This is a genomic window from Pseudomonas sp. SORT22, from assembly GCF_018417635.1.
Classification (GTDB): Bacteria; Pseudomonadota; Gammaproteobacteria; order Pseudomonadales; family Pseudomonadaceae; genus Aquipseudomonas.
In genome coordinates this window covers 3482231-3498302 of sequence record NZ_CP071007.1, presented here as the reverse complement: position 1 = coordinate 3498302, position 16072 = coordinate 3482231, and the positions used below count along the sequence as shown (strand labels likewise).

Sequence of the window (16072 nt, the reverse complement as noted above, 5' to 3'; positions counted from 1 at the left end):
AGCGGCCCTATAGATTAATACTGACCTGCATCAACGATTTCAACCCGTATCCGCTGTAGGAGAATAATAAGATGGTTGCTGAACTACTTACCCGTTTGGGCGTGCCTGAAAGTTTATATAACGGCGGCACTCATGCTGTTTTTACGCCCATCGACGGCAGCCAGATCGCAGCGCTTACCCTGGAAGACAAAGCGGCGGTAACCCGTCGTATCGACGCCGCCCATGGGGCCTTCTTGCGCTGGCGTGATGTGCCGGCGCCACGGCGTGGCGAACTGGTGCGGCTGTTCGGCGAAGTGCTGCGTGAGCACAAGGCTGCACTCGGCGAGCTGGTGTCGATCGAAGCCGGCAAGATCACCCAGGAAGGCCTGGGCGAAGTGCAGGAAATGATCGACATCTGCGACTTCGCCGTCGGCCTGTCGCGTCAGCTCTATGGCCTGACTATCGCCTCCGAGCGCCCGGGCCACCATATGCGTGAAACCTGGCACCCGTTGGGCGTGGTTGGAGTGATCAGCGCCTTCAACTTCCCCGTCGCGGTCTGGGCCTGGAACACCACCCTGGCATTGGTGTGCGGCAACGCCGTGGTCTGGAAGCCGTCGGAGAAAACCCCGCTGACCGCGCTGGCCTGCCAGGCGCTGTTCGAAAAAGCCCTGAAAGCCTTTGGCGATGCGCCAGAAGGCCTGAGCCAGTTGATCATCGGTGATCGTGAGGCCGGCGAAGCGCTGGTCGACGATCCGCGCGTGCCGCTGGTCAGCGCCACCGGCAGCACCCGCATGGGCCGTGAAGTCGGCCCGCGGGTGGCTGCACGTTTCGGCCGCAGCATCCTTGAACTGGGTGGCAACAACGCGATGATTCTTGCACCGAGTGCCGACCTGGATCTGGCCGTGCGCGGCATCCTCTTCAGCGCCGTCGGTACTGCTGGCCAGCGCTGCACCACCTTGCGCCGGCTGATCGTCCATCGCTCGATCAAGGACGAAGTGGTTGCTCGGGTCAAAGCCGCCTACGCCAAGGTTCGTATCGGCGACCCGCGTAAAGACAACCTGGTCGGTCCGCTGATCGACAAGCAGTCCTTCAGCGCCATGCACAATGCCCTGACCCAGGCCCGCGATGAAGGCGGCCAGGTATTCGGTGGCGAGCGGCAGCTGCAGGAGCAGTACCCGAATGCCTACTACGTGGCCCCGGCGATCGTCGAGATGCCTGGCCAGAGCGCCGTGGTACGCCATGAAACCTTCGCACCGATCCTCTACGTGCTGGCCTACGACGAGTTCGAAGAAGCCCTGCGCCTGAACAACGAAGTGCCGCAAGGCTTGTCGTCGTGCATCTTCACCACCGACCTGCGCGAAGCCGAGCGCTTCCAGAGCGCCGCGGGCAGTGACTGCGGGATTGCCAACGTCAACATCGGCACCAGCGGTGCGGAGATTGGCGGCGCCTTTGGCGGTGAGAAGGAAACCGGCGGTGGCCGTGAGTCGGGCTCGGATTCGTGGAAGGCCTACATGCGCCGGCAGACCAATACCGTGAACTATTCCCGCGAGCTGCCGTTGGCGCAGGGGATTGTCTTCGACTGACGGGCCCTATCGCGGGGCAAGCCCGCTCCCACAGGGGAGGTGATCTCTGTGGGAGCGGGCTTGACCCGCGATAAGTACACCACCGTACAAGAACAAGCAGTAGAGGGTTACCCATGGCATCGCTACAACAAAAGAAACAGCGTTCGCTGCAACACGGTCTGACCTCGCGCCAGGTGTCGATGATCTCCATTGCCGGGATCATCGGCGCCGGGCTGTTCATTGGCTCGTCAACGGCCATCGCCACCGCCGGGCCGGCCATTCTGATTTCCTACACCATGACCGGCCTGCTGGTGCTATTGGTGATGCGCATGCTCGGGGAGATGGCCATCGCCAACCCCAACAGCGGCTCGTTCTCCACCTACGCCAGCCAGGCCATCGGGCCCTGGGCCGGGTTTACCATCGGCTGGCTGTACTGGTGGTTCTGGGTGCTGATCATTCCGGTCGAGGCGATTGCCGGTGCCGATATCCTGCATGCCTACTTCCCCGGCGTGCCGTCGTGGCTGTTCGCCTTTCTGATCATGATCGTGCTGTCGGGCACCAACCTGATCAGCGTGAAGAACTTCGGCGAGTTCGAGTACTGGTTCGCGCTGATCAAGGTCATTGCCATTCTTGCCTTTATTGGCGTCTGCACCCTGGCGGTGTTCGGCTTCTGGCCACTGGCCGAAGTCTCCGGCGTGCAGCAACTGTGGGCCACTGGCGGCTTCATGCCCAACGGCTTTGGCGCGGTGCTCGGCGGCGTGCTGGTGACCATTTTCTCGTTCTTCGGCGCCGAGATCGTCACCATCGCCGCCGACGAAACGTCCAACCCCAAGGACAAGATCCGCAGGGCCACCAACCTGGTGGTGTACCGCATCGCGATCTTCTACATCGTCTCGATCTTCTTCATCGTTTCGCTGGTAGCCTGGAACGACCCGGGCCTCAAGGCCGTTGGCTCGTTCCAGCGCGTGCTGGAAGTGCTCAACGTGCCGGGCGCCAAGCTGATGGTCGACCTGGTGGTGCTGGTGGCGGTGACCAGTTGCATGAACTCGGGGCTTTATACCGCCTCGCGCATGCTCTACTCGCTGGGCTCGCGGGGCGAGGCGCTGAAGATGACCAAGCGTATCTCCGGCAATGGCGTGCCGACCGTGGCGGTGATTCTCTCGACCTTCGCAGGCTTTGCCGGTTGCCTGGTCAACTATGTGTTCCCGGGCAAGGTCTTCGGCTTCTTGCTCTCGACCACCGGCGCCATCGCCTTGCTGGTGTACCTGGTGATTGCTGTGTCGCAGCTGCGCATGCGCGCCATCACCGATCGCCAGGGCACGGAGCTTGCGTTCAAGATGTGGCTGTTCCCGTGGCTGACCTGGCTGGTCATCGGCCTGATTACCCTGGTGCTCGGCTACATGCTGATCAGCCCGGCCTACCGCTATGAAACCCTGATGACCGCGGGGGTGACCCTGGCCATCCTGCTGATCTCGCTGACCCGCCGTAAAACACCGGCCAGCGAGGCGGCCGGCAGCCCGGCGGTATCGGCCAAAGGCCTCTAGCGCGGCGCTTGGCACGGCAAAAGCCCATGACCGGTTCATGGGCTTTTTCGTTGTCCGGCGTTACTATCGGCGTTGCTTTCCCTTTAAAAAACAGACAATCAGGAAGCCTATGAGTACCCAAGCCTTATCCCTGCAGGAACTGGCCGCCCCCGAAGGCGTCTGCTACGGCTGTGGCTGTTCCCACCCCAGCGGCCTGCACCTGAAAAGCCACTGGGACGCCGACGGTATCCACCTGCTGTGCCGGCACTCGCCCGACAGCACCTTCCTCGGCTGGCCGGGGCTGGTCTATGGCGGTTTGCTGGCGATGCTGGTCGACTGCCATTCGAACTGGACCGCCATGGCCTACCACTACCGCGCCGAAGGCCGCGAGCCGGGCAGCCTGCCGCGTATCGACTGCGTCACCGGCCAGCTCAACCTGACCTACCTGAAACCCACGCCGATGGGCGTCGAGCTGCTGCTCAAGGCCCGGGTCGAGGGTGAAGTGGGGCGCAAGAGCCGGGTGATCTGCGAAGTCTGGGCCGACGACGTGCTGACCGTCAGCGCTGACTCGGTGTTCGTCCGGGTCGACACCGAAAAGCTCAAGCACAAGGCCCACGGCACCGCTTAAAACGGCACGGCAATGGTCAACTGGCTGTAGACGTTGGTGCCATTGCCGCCAACCTGGTTGCCGCCGTCATCGCTGCTCTTGCGCGGCTGGTACAGGCCCAGCAGCGGGCTGATGATCAGGTGCTCGCTGACCGCCCATTCGGCGTACAGGTCCAGCTCGCGGCCGTCGAGGTTCAGCGTGCCGCGCTCGTGCAGGGTCTTGTAGTTGAACAGCAGCACGCCCAGGGTCAGGGCCTCGACCGGGGTGGCCTTGAGGCCGACAAAGTGCACGTCGTTGTTGCTGTTGAACGGGCCTGAATAGTTGCCCGTGACCTCGCCCTGGAACCAGGTGCCGTAGCCGCGGTTCATGCCGTTGAACATCGAGTCCCAGCCTTCGGAATAGCGGCTGTAGCGGTAGGTCAGGTCCGGGCGCCAGGGCACCTCGGCAAAGGTGTAGCCGGCTTCGGCGTACCAGGCTTTCTCCGGCCCTGCGTGCTTGTTTTGCCAGGCATATTCGAAGGCGAAATGCGCGTTCTCGACCCCAGCATCGCCGGCGCCGCGCAGGCTGTAGATGTCCATGCCTTCACGTTGTTTCTGGAACTCGCTGGCATAGCGATCATCGACATTCAGGCCGCGAATGTAAGTCAGTTCCAGGGTGCCGGGGGCAGCGCTGTAGGCCAGGGTGCCGGCGGCCAGTTCGCTGTTGGCCTGGGCGCGGTTGTCCGACTTCATCCACAACAGGCTGCCATGCAGGCCATCCTTGGCGCCCAGGCGCAGTACTGCGGTCTTGTCGAAAGCATGGCGGGCGGCCAGGTAATAGGCGCCGCCGCGATTGAGCTCGCCGTCGGCCGGGCCCTTGCCGAAGTTCAGGCCGTCGTCGTTGATGATGAAGCCATCGCCGAGGGTGATGACCTGGCGACCGAACGACAGGTCCAGGCCATCCTCGCCCAGTGCCGGGATCAGTTTGCCCGAGCGCCAGCCGGCGAAGGCTTCGTCGAATTTAGTCGTGCGTTCGCTGCCATCGCTGATGCCGGCAGGATCGCCGTCGCCCCAGGTCGCCGAACTGACCAGGTTGGCGGTGCCGTAAACCGTGCCCAGTTCGCCCAGGCGCTGGTCGGCGCTCAAGCCATATTTGATAAAGCCTTCGCGCCAGGTCGAGCCGCCTGGGGTGTCGTCGTAATTCTTGCGGCTGTTGAACAGGCCGTACACGGCGAGGAAGTTGGCGTTCAGGTGGGTGTCGTCATCGGCATACAGCTCAAGTGCCTGAACCGGGGGCAGGGCCAGCAGCAGGCTGAGGCTGGTGCCCTTGAGCAAATGGGGGAGGCGGGTAGTCATGGCGCAGGTTCCCTAAAGGAGGCGTTGGTGGCCGCCATTTAGGGTTCGAAGGCCCCGGCAGGTCTTTGCTTTGCCTGCCAGGGCGGTTGATCCTGCTCGCCAGCAGGTTTAGCGCAGGGTAGCGGCCATCTTCGCGAACACGTCGAGCACGGCGCTGGCCAGGTCCTTGCTGCGTTGGCCGTTCCAGCCGGTTTCGGCGTTGGGCGCGTCGTCGTGGTCTTTGAACGGCATCTCAAGGGTCAGCGACAGGCAGTCATGGGCCTGGCCGACGCTGTTGCAGGCCAGGGTCATATTGGCCTGGCCAGGGGCGGAGCGCGGGTAGCCATGGACCTGCTGGAAGTCCACGGTGCGCTTGCACAGGCTGTCGCGGAAGGTGGTTTCCAGGGCGGCGATACGCGCGTTGTAGCCGGGGTTGCCTTCGCAGCCGGCGGTGAACACGTGGGGGATTTCTTCGTCGCCGTGCACGTCGAGGAACAGGTCGACGCCGTGCAGCTTCATCTGCTGCTGGGCGAAGAATACCTCCGGGCTCTTGTCGATGCTCGCATCCTGCCAGGCGCGGTTCAGGTCCTGGCCCTTGGCGTTGGTGCGCAGGTGGCCGTGGATGGCGCCGTCGGGGTTCATGTTCGCGATCAGGTACAGGTCGGCTTCCTGCAGCAAGCCCTGGATCGTCGGGTCATTGTCTTGCAGGCGGTCGATCACCCCCTCCATGAACCACTCGGCCATGTGCTCACCCGGGTGCTGCTGGGCGATGATCCACAGTTTGCGCTTGGTTGCGGCGCCGTCGCCGGCGCGCAGCAACTGGATGTCACGGCCTTCGACGCTGCGGCCGGTGGCCAGCAGTTCAACGCCAGGCAGGCTGGTGGCGCGTTCAATCAACTGATTGTGGCGCGCGCGCGGGTAAGGCTCGAAATAGGCAAACCAGGCCTGGGGCCGTTCGGCCTTGAGGCTGAATTCGAGGGCCTTGCCGTCGAAAGTGGTGGGCACCCGGAACCACTGTTGCTGGTCGTAGGAGGCCACGGCCTGGTAACCGCTCCAGGCCTCGTGGTAGGACGAGGCACCGGCGTTTTCCAGGACAAAACCATGGGTCTGGCCCGGGGTCAGCCCCGCAGCCTTGAAGTGGAACCACTGGAAGTGCTCGCTGCGGGTGTCGGGGCGGATCTCCAGGCGCACCCGTGCAGGGTCACTGGCACCCTTGACGAGGATGTTGCCGGAATCGAAATCGCAGTCGATGTGCAGGGGGGACAGCGTCACGGTCATCACCAGGCTCCATGTAGAGTTGTTGTGGCAACTACTCTACACGCCTGGCTCAGGACCAGAAACCGATCGCTGCCAATGCCGCCAGGCCCAGGCCGATGGCCACCGAGCAACCGCCCAGCGACAGCGCGGCGCGTGGTTGCCGGTACCAGCCGTCCTCGCCCAGTTGGCGCGCCGGAGCCAGCAGCGAGCGCCAGCGCAGCTCGGTGGCGTGGAACGCCTCGCGGTGTGCCGGGGCGCTGTCTAGCCAGCGGCGAAAATCGATGCGTTCGCTGGCCGTCACGTCCGGGCTTTGCAGGCGTACGTACCACTGACCGGCGATGCTCGCCAGGGCGTCGCGCTCTTCGCGGGCAATCTGCAGCGCCTGGTTCATGTGGCGCTCGACAGTGATGGCCGGCAGGTCGAGGCGCTCGGCAATGCTGGCGAACGACAGTTGATCGAGGCGGCTGAGGAGGAATACCTGCTGAACGCGGCGCGGCAGCTTTTTCAGGCGCTGCAGCAGGGCATCGTCCGCCAGATGGTGGGAAAGGGGATTGTGTTCAAGGGGCAGCAACAGACGGGTCATGTACAAGCTCCTTGCTGGTCGGTGGAGTGGGGGCGTCTTCCTTGACGCTGCAACAGCTTATTCGTAACGAGATTGATTCTCAAGTGCTAATTCCGCAAAGCGCTGTTACAACCATTCACTGTGCGACATTCATTTGCTATCATCGCGGCCATTCAAGCAACACCCATCTTCATTAGCCTGAAGACCAAAAAAAAGACCCGGCAAAAAGCCGGGTCAAAAACCGTGATTAGCCTGATGAGGAGATAATCTGAGAGTCCGACCTAAGGGCTTTCAGTTTATCCAACCAGTCTCGCGACCAGCTGTGAGCAATAATAATCGTTATCATTTGCAAGTCAAATGAATTTTCTGTCATTGCGTAAAAACTTTTACGCAGTGCGCTCCCTCCTGACCGGCGGACACCAGCACCCGCCTTCGGTCGACTCCCACGTAACGTTCTGCAACAGGCTCAGGAATGCTCCTGATTGGCTGCCGTGCGCTCGAGCATGGCCCTGGCCATGTTGATCATGTGCATCGACGCCAGCGCCAGGTCGCGCGGTACGCCTTGCATGCCGTCAGCCGATTCGTAGGCGGTGGCGGCAGCGCAGCGCAATATATTGCTGGCCTGGGCGGTGGCCTGGGCGCTGCTGAGGCCCTCACGGGCGACCAGCAGCGGCTCGTCGGGGCCAAAGGTCACCGGTGCCGGGTTGAGGTAGTAATCCAGCGCGCGCCGGGCGGCATCACTGTTACTTAATGCTTCGGAATCAAGGCTGAGGTCCGTTTCAGGGGATATCGGTTTCATGCGTCTGCCTGCTGTTTGGGTAAGCGATGAAAGGTGTTGGCAGATATTAATACGCTATGTAGTTATGACTATTGTTTAAATACTACAATATGTGTATTGAGCGCCAGAAGGCAGTCCGTATCGTGCCAGCGATGGATAAATGGACTGACCTGGTTAAAGCCAGGATGCGTGAACTGAAAGTCACGCAGGAAAATCTCGCCGAACGCATCGGAGTCACCCAGGGCGCCGTGGGCCACTGGCTGCGCGAGGAGCGCGAGCCGAAACTGCGGGTGCTCAACCAGATTCTGGTGGAAGTGGGGCTGCCGCCGCTGCAGATGGTTTTCCCCAATCAGGTGTCGGAAAGCAACGGTTCCTACACGGTATCGGGCAACCCGACTACTGTGGCTGGCGCCGATGGCCTACAGCACGAACTGTATTTTCGCTACCCGATTCTGGCCTGGGGCAATCTTGACCCGGTTGAGGTGGCCGATGACACGCCGTTGCAGTCAACCGACTATAAAGCGCAGGGGCGGGCGTTCTGGCTCAGGGTCGAAGGCGACGCGATGACCGCGCCGTTGGGCTTGAGCGTGCCGGAGGGCATGCTGATCCTGGTCGATACCGGGCTTGCGGCCGAACCCGGCAAACTGGTGATCGCGCGTTCGCCAGGCAGCACGGCAACGAGTTTTCGCCAGTTGAGCGAGGAGGGCGGCCAGCGCTACTTGCGCCCGCTCAACCCGACCTATCCCAAGGCCTTGTGCAGCGAGCAGTGTGAGTTGCTGGGGGTGGTGGTGCAGGCATTGGTCAAGTTTTGAGCTGAATCTCATCGCGGGGCAGGCGATCCGACTTGCCCCGCGATGAGGCCCTCAAGCCTCGTCCAGCTCCACCAGCACAGCCCCTTCACTGACCATCTCGCCTTCCTGGCAGAACAGCGCCTTGACTGTCCCGGCATGGGGCGCGCGGATGCTGTGTTCCATCTTCATGGCTTCCAGCACCACCAGCTGCGTGCCAGCTTCCACCGCCTGGCCAACCTCCACCAGCACCCGTACGATGCTGCCGTTCATTGGCGCGCCAAGGCCGCCCTGATGGCTGTGGCTGGCATCGGCCTCGGCAATCGGGTCGTAGCGGTTGACGCTGTGCAGCTCGCCGTCCCATTGCAGGTACAGGGTCTGGCCACGGCGGATTGCCAGGTGCCGGCGGCGCAGGCCGTCTTCGTCGATCAGTAGCTGCTCGCCGTCCAGGGTCAGCTTCGATGCATCCGCCTGAGTCAGGTTGATGACCCGAGCTTCACCGTTGCAGGTCAGGTGCAGGCTGACCTGCGCCGGCACGCCGGCACGAAAGCCGTTGTTGGCGGCCCACGGCGAGTGACGGTCATCGTCACGCGGTCGCAGCGGCTGACTCTGGATAAAGGCCTCGGCCGCTGCCTGCCAGAACGCCGCTGGCAAGGCTTGCGGTGCCGGTAGCAATTGTTCCTGATAACGCGGGATGAAACCGGTATCCAGCTCGGCCTCGGCAAATGCCGGGTGGGCGAGGATGCGCCGCAGAAAGGCGATATTGGTTTTCAGCCCGCCGATGGCAAACTCGTCGAGCATCGCCAGCAAGCGCAAGCGCGCCTGCTCGCGGGTTTCGCCCCAGGCGATCAGTTTGCCGAGCATCGGGTCATAGAACGGCGAGACGTCGTCGCCTTCGCTGACGCCGCTGTCCACCCGTCGGCCTTCGCCCGGCGCCGACTCGCGGTACAGCGCCAGGTGGCCGGTGGCCGGGAGAAAGTCATTGGCCGGGTCTTCGGCATACAGGCGCACTTCGATGGCATGGCCGTTGAGCGGCACCTGCGCCTGGGTGATTGGCAATGGCTCGCCACAGGCGACGCGGATCTGCCAGGCGACCAGGTCCAGGCCGGTGATCGCTTCGGTGACCGGGTGCTCGACCTGCAGGCGGGTGTTCATCTCCATGAAGAAGAACTCGCCGCGGGCATCGAGCAGAAACTCCACGGTACCGGCACCGACATAGCCGATGGCCTGGGCCGCCTTGACCGCCGCTTCGCCCATGGCCTGGCGCTGGGCGCTGCTCAGGCCCGGGGCAGGGGCTTCTTCGACGACCTTCTGGTGCCGGCGCTGGATCGAGCAGTCGCGCTCGTTGAGGTACAGGCAGTTGCCGTGCTGGTCGGCGAACACCTGGATCTCTACGTGGCGCGGCTTGAGCACGTATTTTTCCACCAGCATGCGCGCATCGCCGAACGACGACTGCGCTTCACGCTGGGCCGAGGCCAGGGCTTCGCCGAGCTGGCTTTCGTGCTCGACCACCTTCATGCCTTTGCCGCCGCCGCCAGCGGTAGCCTTGAGCAGCACCGGGTAGCCGATCTTTTCGGCGGCGGCGCGGAAGGTTTCCAGGTCCTGGGCTTCGCCGTGATAACCCGGCACCAGCGGCACGCCGGCCTGTTCCATCAGGGCCTTGGCCGCCGACTTGCTGCCCATGGCATCGATGGCGCTGGCCGGTGGGCCGAGGAAAATCAGCCCGGCCTGCTCGATGGCACGGGCAAAGCCTGCGTTTTCGGACAAAAAGCCGTAGCCGGGGTGGATCGCCTGGGCGCCGCTGGCTTTGGCCGCAGCCAGCAGCTTGTCGATGTCCAGGTAGCTGTCAGCGGCCTTGGCGCCGCCGAGGTCGACGCGAATGTCAGCTTCGCGGCTGTGCCGCGCTTCACGGTCGATGGCGCTGTGCACGGCCACAGTGGTCAGGCCCAGGGCCTTGGCGGTGCGCATCACCCGGCAGGCGATCTCGCCGCGGTTGGCGACCAGCAGGGTGGTCAACGGGGTGCGGCTCATGGGCGCGGCTCCTTGTGCGACGGTTGGCCCTGCCAGGCCGGGCTGCGTTTTTCCAGGAAGGCGCGCAGGCCTTCCTGGCCTTCAGGGCTGACGCGAATGCGGGCGATGGCGTTTTCGCAGTAGCGGCGGATGGCCGGGGTCAGCTCGCCGGGGCCGACTTCACGCAGCAGCTCCTTGCTGGCACGCATGGCCTGCGGGCTGTTGAGCAGCAGGTTGTCGATCCAGTTGTCGACCTGCTGTTCCAGCTCGGCGGCCGGGTAGGCTTCGGCCAGCAGGCCCAGCTCACGGGCGCGCTCACCGCTGAAGCGTTCGGCGGTGAGGGCGTAGCGGCGCGCGGCGCGCTCGCCCATGGCCTGGACCACGAACGGGCTGATCACCGCTGGCGCCAAGCCGATGCGCACTTCCGACAGGCACAACTGCGCGTCACTGGCGCCAATGGCCATGTCGCAGCAGCTGATCAGGCCCAGGGCGCCACCAAAGGCTGCGCCTTGCACCACCGCCAGGGTCGGCACCTTGAGCCGCGCCAGGTTGTACATCAGCTCGGCCAGCTCGCGGGCGTCGTCAAGGTTGGTGTTGTAATCCAGTTGCGCCGACTGCTGCATCCAGGCCAGGTCGGCACCGGCGCTGAAGTGCCGGCCACGGCCGCGCAGCAGCACGAAACGCAGGCTGCTGTCGGCGCCGATATGGTCGATGGCGATGATCAGCTCGCGGATCATCTGCGCGTTGAAGGCGTTGTTCTTGTCTTCCCGGCTCAGCCACAGGGTGGCGAAACCACGGGGGTCCTTGATCAGTTCAAGGGTAGTGAAGTCGCTCATGGTCACATCCGGAAAATGCCGAAACGGCTCTGTTCGATCGGTGCGTTGAGGGCCGCGGACAACGCCAGGCCAAGGATCTCGCGGGTTTGCGCCGGGTCGATGACGCCGTCGTCCCACAGCCGGGCGCTGGAGTAGTAAGGGTGGCCCTGGTGCTCGTACTGGTCGAGGATCGGCTGCTTCAGACGCGCTTCGTCTTCGGCGCTGAAGGCCTGGCCGCTGCGCTCGCTCTGCTCGCGCTTGACCTGGGCGAGCACGCCGGCGGCCTGTTCGGCGCCCATCACGCCGATCCGTGCGTTTGGCCACATCCACAAGAAGCGCGGGTCGTAGGCGCGGCCGCACATGCCGTAGTTGCCGGCTCCAAAGCTGCCGCCGATGATCACGGTGAACTTCGGCACCTGGGCGCAGGCCACCGCGGTGACCAGCTTGGCGCCATGCTTGGCGATGCCACCGGCCTCGTACTTCTGGCCGACCATGAAGCCGGTAATGTTCTGCAAGAACAGCAGCGGGATGCCGCGCTGGCAGGCCAGCTCGATGAAGTGCGCGCCTTTTTGCGCAGCTTCTGCGAAGAGGATGCCGTTGTTGGCCAGGATCGCTACCGGATACCCGTGCAGGTGGGCAAAGCCGCACACCAGAGTGGTGCCGAACAACGCCTTGAACTCATCGAATACCGAGCCGTCGACCAGCCGCGCAATTACCTCGCGCACATCGAACGGCTGCTTGGCATCGGCCGGCACCACGCCGTACAGCTCTTCACTGCTGTACAGCGGCGCCACTGGCGCGCGCTGCTGCAACTCGCCGAGCTTGTGCCAGTTGAGGTTGGCCACGCAGCGCCGGGCGATGGCCAGGGCGTGTTCGTCGTTGTCGGCATAGTGGTCGGCGACGCCGCTGGTTTTGCAGTGTACGTCGGCGCCGCCGAGGTCTTCGGCGCTGACCACTTCGCCGGTGGCAGCCTTGACCAGCGGGGGGCCGGCAAGAAAGATCGTCGCCTGCTGGCGGACCATGATCGCTTCGTCGGCCATGGCCGGCACATAGGCGCCGCCGGCGGTGCACGAGCCCATGACCACGGCGATCTGGGGAATGCCGAGGGCGCTCATGTTGGCCTGGTTGAAGAAGATCCGCCCGAAGTGCTCGCGGTCGGGGAACACTTCATCCTGGCGCGGCAGGTTGGCGCCACCGGAGTCCACCAGGTACAGGCACGGCAGGCGGTTCTGCAGGGCGATGGCCTGGGCGCGCAGGTGTTTTTTCACCGTTAGCGGGTAGTAGGAGCCGCCTTTGACCGTGGCGTCGTTGGCGACGATCATGCATTCGACGCCTTCAACCCGGCCAATGCCGGCGATCACGCCTGCGGCCGGGACGTCTTCGCCGTACACCTCATGGGCGGCCAGCTGGCCGATTTCAAGGAACGGCGAACCTGCGTCGAGCAGGCGGTCGATACGTTCGCGTGGCAGCAGTTTGCCCCGCGAGGTGTGCCGCTCCTGGGCCTTGGGCCCACCGCCCTGGTGCACCTGGGCGATCAGGCTGCGCAAGGCGTCGACCTGGTTCGCCATGGCGGCGTAGCTCTGCGCGAACTCTGCTGACTTCGGATTGATGTGAGACTTGATGATCATTGTGGTTCCTCACGCAGAATCAAGCGACAAGCTTCAAGCTGCAAGACTGATCTGTGTTATGGCGGCAGTCGCGAGCCGTCAGCACTGCGGGGGCTGCATCGACTTGCCGCTTGTAGCTTGCTGCTAAGCGCTTCAGCGCGTCTCTTGGAAGAGTTCGCGGCCGATCAGCATCCGGCGGATCTCACTGGTGCCGGCGCCGATCTCGTAGAGCTTGGCATCGCGCAGCAGGCGGCCGGCCGGGAATTCGTTGATGTAGCCGTTGCCTCCCAGAATCTGGATCGCCTCAAGGGCCATCTGGGTGGCGCGCTCGGCGGTGTAGAGGATGACCCCGGCGGCGTCCTTGCGCGTGGTTTCGGCGCGGTCGCAGGCCTGGGCCACGGCGTACAGGTAGGCGCGGCTGGCGTTGAGCTGGGTGTACATGTCGGCGATTTTGCCCTGGATCAGCTGGAACTCGCCGATGCTCTGGCCGAACTGCTTGCGGTCGTGGATGTAGGGCACCACCAGGTCCATGCAGGCCTGCATGATCCCGGTCGGGCCGCCGGAGAGCACCACGCGCTCGTAGTCCAGGCCGCTCATCAGTACTTTGACGCCGCCGTTGAGCACGCCGAGGATGTTCTCTTTGGGGACTTCGACGTTGTCGAAGAACAGCTCGCAGGTGTTCGAGCCGCGCATGCCCAGCTTGTCGAACTTGTTGCTGCGGCTGAAGCCTTTCCAGTCGCGTTCGACAATAAAGGCGGTGATGCCGTGGGCGCCTTTGTCGAGGTCGGTCTTGGCGTAGATCACGTAGGTGTTGGCGTCCGGGCCGTTGGTGATCCAGGTCTTGCTGCCGTTGAGGACGAAGTGGTCGCCGCGCAGTTCGGCGCGCAGTTTCATCGATACCACGTCGGAACCGGCATTCGGCTCGCTCATGGCCAGGGCGCCGATGTGCTCGCCACTGATCAGCTTGGGCAGGTACTTGGCTTTCTGCTCGGCGTTGCCGTTGCGGTTGATCTGGTTGACGCAGAGGTTGGAATGGGCGCCGTAGGAGAGGGCGACCGAGGCCGAGCCGCGGCTGATTTCTTCCATGGCCACCACGTGGGCCAGGTAGCCCAGGCCGGCGCCGCCGTATTCTTCACTGACGGTGATGCCCAGCAGGCCCATGTCACCGAACTTGCGCCACATGTCGGCGGGGAACAGGTTGTCCTGGTCGATCTGCGCGGCGCGTGGCGCCAGCTCTGCGGCGACGAAGGACTGCACCTGGTCGCGAAGCATGTCGATGGTTTCGCCCAGGGCGAAGTTCAGGGTCGGATAACGCATGCGGGCACCTATTGTTGATTGTTCTTGGATTAAGGGTGCTTGTGCTGGCCTCATCGCAGGTTATGCCCGCTCCTACAGTTCTTTGTGGGAGCGGGCTTGCCCCGCGATAGCCTCACAACACAAACCCTGTTTGTCAGTAACCTTTACGTTAACGTAAACCTGCCATCGTTAGCTGTCAATCTCGCCATGACCTTTACGTTAACGTAAATATGCGCCAGAGTAAGTCGCGCTTGAATCAGCTCCCAGAACAACCACAAAAAGGGACCGCCATGAATCAACCGAGCTATACCCAGGGCCGTCAGGACAAGCCGTTGCTGGCCATGACCATCGGCCAGGCATTCGACCAGACGGTCGCCCGCTTTGCCCAGCGCGAGGCGCTGGTGGTGCGACATCAGCAGCAGCGCTACACCTGGCAGACGCTGGCCGCCAGCGTCGACCTGCATGCCCGCGCGCTGATGGCGCTGGGGCTGAAAACCGGCGATCGCTTAGGCATCTGGGCGCCCAATTGCGCGCAGTGGTGCATTGCCCAGTTCGCCAGCGCCAAGATCGGCGTGATCCTGGTCAACATCAACCCGGCGTATCGCACCAGCGAGCTTGAATACGTGCTCAAGCAGTCGGGCTGCCAGTGGCTGATCAGCGCCGGTGCCTTCAAGACTTGCGATTACCACGCCATGCTTGGCGAGCTGCTGCCCAACCTCGCCCAGCAAGCGCCAGGGCAGCTACGCAGCGAACGCCTGCCGCAGCTGCGCGGGTTGATCAGCCTTGATGCCCAGCCGCCAGCAGGCTTTCTGCCCTGGGAGCGCCTGGCCTGGCTGGCCAGCGAAACCGACCCGGCCGACTTCCAGGCCCGTCAGCACAGCCTGCAGTTCGACCAACCAGTGAACATCCAGTACACCTCCGGCACCACCGGCTTCCCCAAGGGCGCGACCCTCAGCCACTACAACATCCTCAACAACGGCTACATGGTCGGCGAGAGCCTGGGCCTGAGCGAGCACGACCGCATGGTGATCCCGGTGCCGCTGTACCACTGCTTCGGCATGGTCATGGGCAACCTCGGCTGTGTCACCCATGGCAGCACCATGATCTACCCCAACGACGCCTTCGATCCGCTGCTGACGTTGAACTGCGTCATCGAGGAGAGGGCCACCGCCCTGTATGGCGTGCCGACCATGTTCATCGCCATGCTCGATCACCCGCAGCGTAGCGAGATGGACCTGTCGACCCTGCGCACCGGGATCATGGCCGGCGCCACCTGCCCGATCGAGGTGATGCGCCGGGTGATCGGCGAGATGCACATGAGCGAGGTGCAGATCGCCTACGGCATGACCGAAACCAGCCCGGTGTCGTTGCAGACCGGCGCCGATGACGACCTTGAACTTCGCGTGACCACGGTAGGGCGGACCCAGCCGCAGCTGGAAAGCAAGATCATCGATGAGCAGGGCTGCATTGTGCCGCGCGGGCAGATCGGCGAGCTGTGCACCCGCGGTTACAGCGTGATGCTCGGTTACTGGGGCAACCCGGCGGCCTCCAGCGAAGCCATCGATCCGGCCGGCTGGATGCACACCGGCGACCTCGCGAGCATGAACGAGGCCGGCTATGTGTGCATCGCCGGGCGCAACAAGGACATGATCATTCGCGGCGGTGAGAACATCTATCCGCGCGAGCTGGAAGAGTTCTTCTTTACCCACCCGGCGGTGGCGGATGTGCAGGTGATCGGCATACCCGATGAGCGTTATGGCGAAGAGATCGTCGCCTGGATCAAGTTTCACCCCGGCCACAGCGCCAGCGAGATCGAACTGCAACAGTGGTGCAAGAGCCGCATTGCCCACTTCAAGGCCCCGCGCTACTTCCGCTTTGTCGATGAGTTTCCGATGACGGTGACCGGCAAGGTGCAGAAGTTCAGGATGCGCGAGATCAGCATTGAAGAGCTGATCAACCGCTGATTTTTCGTGGG

General features: G+C 63.6%; 13 protein-coding genes. 5 read left to right on the top strand and 8 right to left on the bottom strand.

Going from position 1 to position 16072, the window contains the following annotated elements; translation table 11 throughout:
- Nucleotides 1-71: 71 nt before the first annotated feature.
- From amaB to JYG36_RS15760, 3 genes are all read left to right on the top strand, one after another.
- The gene (gene amaB, locus JYG36_RS15770; RefSeq protein ID WP_213601540.1) at nucleotides 72-1562 is read left to right on the top strand and encodes an L-piperidine-6-carboxylate dehydrogenase; all 1491 of its coding nucleotides are present in this window, start codon (nucleotides 72-74) and stop codon (nucleotides 1560-1562) included.
- A gap of 113 nt (nucleotides 1563-1675) precedes the next feature.
- Nucleotides 1676-3085 carry an amino acid permease gene (locus JYG36_RS15765; protein ID WP_213601538.1) on the top strand — a complete coding sequence of 470 codons (1410 nt, stop codon included), beginning with the start codon at nucleotides 1676-1678 and terminating at the stop codon, nucleotides 3083-3085.
- Between the two features lie 109 nt (nucleotides 3086-3194).
- Nucleotides 3195-3692 carry a PaaI family thioesterase gene (locus tag JYG36_RS15760; RefSeq protein ID WP_045198503.1) on the top strand — a complete coding sequence of 166 codons (498 nt, stop codon included), beginning with the start codon at nucleotides 3195-3197 and terminating at the stop codon, nucleotides 3690-3692.
- On the opposite strand, the gene JYG36_RS15755 is transcribed toward JYG36_RS15760, so the two are convergent.
- The 4 genes from JYG36_RS15755 to JYG36_RS15740 form a co-directional block, all read right to left on the bottom strand.
- Nucleotides 3689-5005 carry an alginate export family protein gene (locus JYG36_RS15755; protein WP_213601536.1) on the bottom strand — a complete coding sequence of 439 codons (1317 nt, stop codon included), beginning with the start codon at nucleotides 5003-5005 and terminating at the stop codon, nucleotides 3689-3691. The genes JYG36_RS15760 and JYG36_RS15755 overlap by 4 nt on opposite strands.
- 108 nt (nucleotides 5006-5113) lie before the next feature.
- Nucleotides 5114-6262 carry a M14 family metallopeptidase gene (locus JYG36_RS15750; protein WP_213601534.1) on the bottom strand — a complete coding sequence of 383 codons (1149 nt, stop codon included), beginning with the start codon at nucleotides 6260-6262 and terminating at the stop codon, nucleotides 5114-5116.
- 49 nt (nucleotides 6263-6311) lie between these two features.
- Nucleotides 6312-6824 (bottom strand): DUF4880 domain-containing protein, encoded by a 513-nt coding sequence (locus JYG36_RS15745; protein WP_045198509.1) that lies wholly within the window; start codon nucleotides 6822-6824, stop codon nucleotides 6312-6314.
- A gap of 445 nt (nucleotides 6825-7269) precedes the next feature.
- On the bottom strand, nucleotides 7270-7602 hold the full coding sequence (locus JYG36_RS15740) for a DUF6124 family protein (protein ID WP_213601532.1): 333 nt from the start codon (nucleotides 7600-7602) through the stop codon (nucleotides 7270-7272).
- Nucleotides 7603-7733: 131 nt separating this feature from the next.
- Here JYG36_RS15740 and JYG36_RS15735 point away from each other — a divergent pair, with 131 nt between their 5' ends.
- Nucleotides 7734-8393, top strand: coding sequence for a LexA family protein (locus JYG36_RS15735; RefSeq protein WP_045198513.1), 660 nt, complete (start codon nucleotides 7734-7736; stop codon nucleotides 8391-8393).
- Between the two features lie 51 nt (nucleotides 8394-8444).
- On the opposite strand, the gene JYG36_RS15730 is transcribed toward JYG36_RS15735, so the two are convergent.
- The 4 genes from JYG36_RS15730 to JYG36_RS15715 form a co-directional block, all read right to left on the bottom strand.
- On the bottom strand, nucleotides 8445-10400 hold the full coding sequence (locus tag JYG36_RS15730; protein ID WP_093383750.1) for an acetyl/propionyl/methylcrotonyl-CoA carboxylase subunit alpha: 1956 nt from the start codon (nucleotides 10398-10400) through the stop codon (nucleotides 8445-8447).
- Entirely contained in the window at nucleotides 10397-11215 is an 819-nt protein-coding gene (locus JYG36_RS15725) for a gamma-carboxygeranoyl-CoA hydratase (protein ID WP_045198517.1), read from the bottom strand. The genes JYG36_RS15730 and JYG36_RS15725 overlap by 4 nt, the downstream gene beginning before the upstream one ends.
- 2 nt (nucleotides 11216-11217) lie before the next feature.
- Nucleotides 11218-12822, bottom strand: coding sequence for a carboxyl transferase domain-containing protein (locus JYG36_RS15720; protein ID WP_045198519.1), 1605 nt, complete (start codon nucleotides 12820-12822; stop codon nucleotides 11218-11220).
- Between the two features lie 132 nt (nucleotides 12823-12954).
- A complete protein-coding gene (locus tag JYG36_RS15715) occupies nucleotides 12955-14118 on the bottom strand; it encodes an isovaleryl-CoA dehydrogenase (RefSeq protein ID WP_213601530.1) in 1164 nt (387 codons plus the stop codon).
- Between the two features lie 269 nt (nucleotides 14119-14387).
- Between JYG36_RS15715 and JYG36_RS15710 the strand changes: the two genes are divergently transcribed.
- Entirely contained in the window at nucleotides 14388-16061 is a 1674-nt protein-coding gene (locus tag JYG36_RS15710; protein WP_213601528.1) for an AMP-binding protein, read from the top strand.
- The last annotated feature ends 11 nt before the right edge of the window (nucleotides 16062-16072 follow it).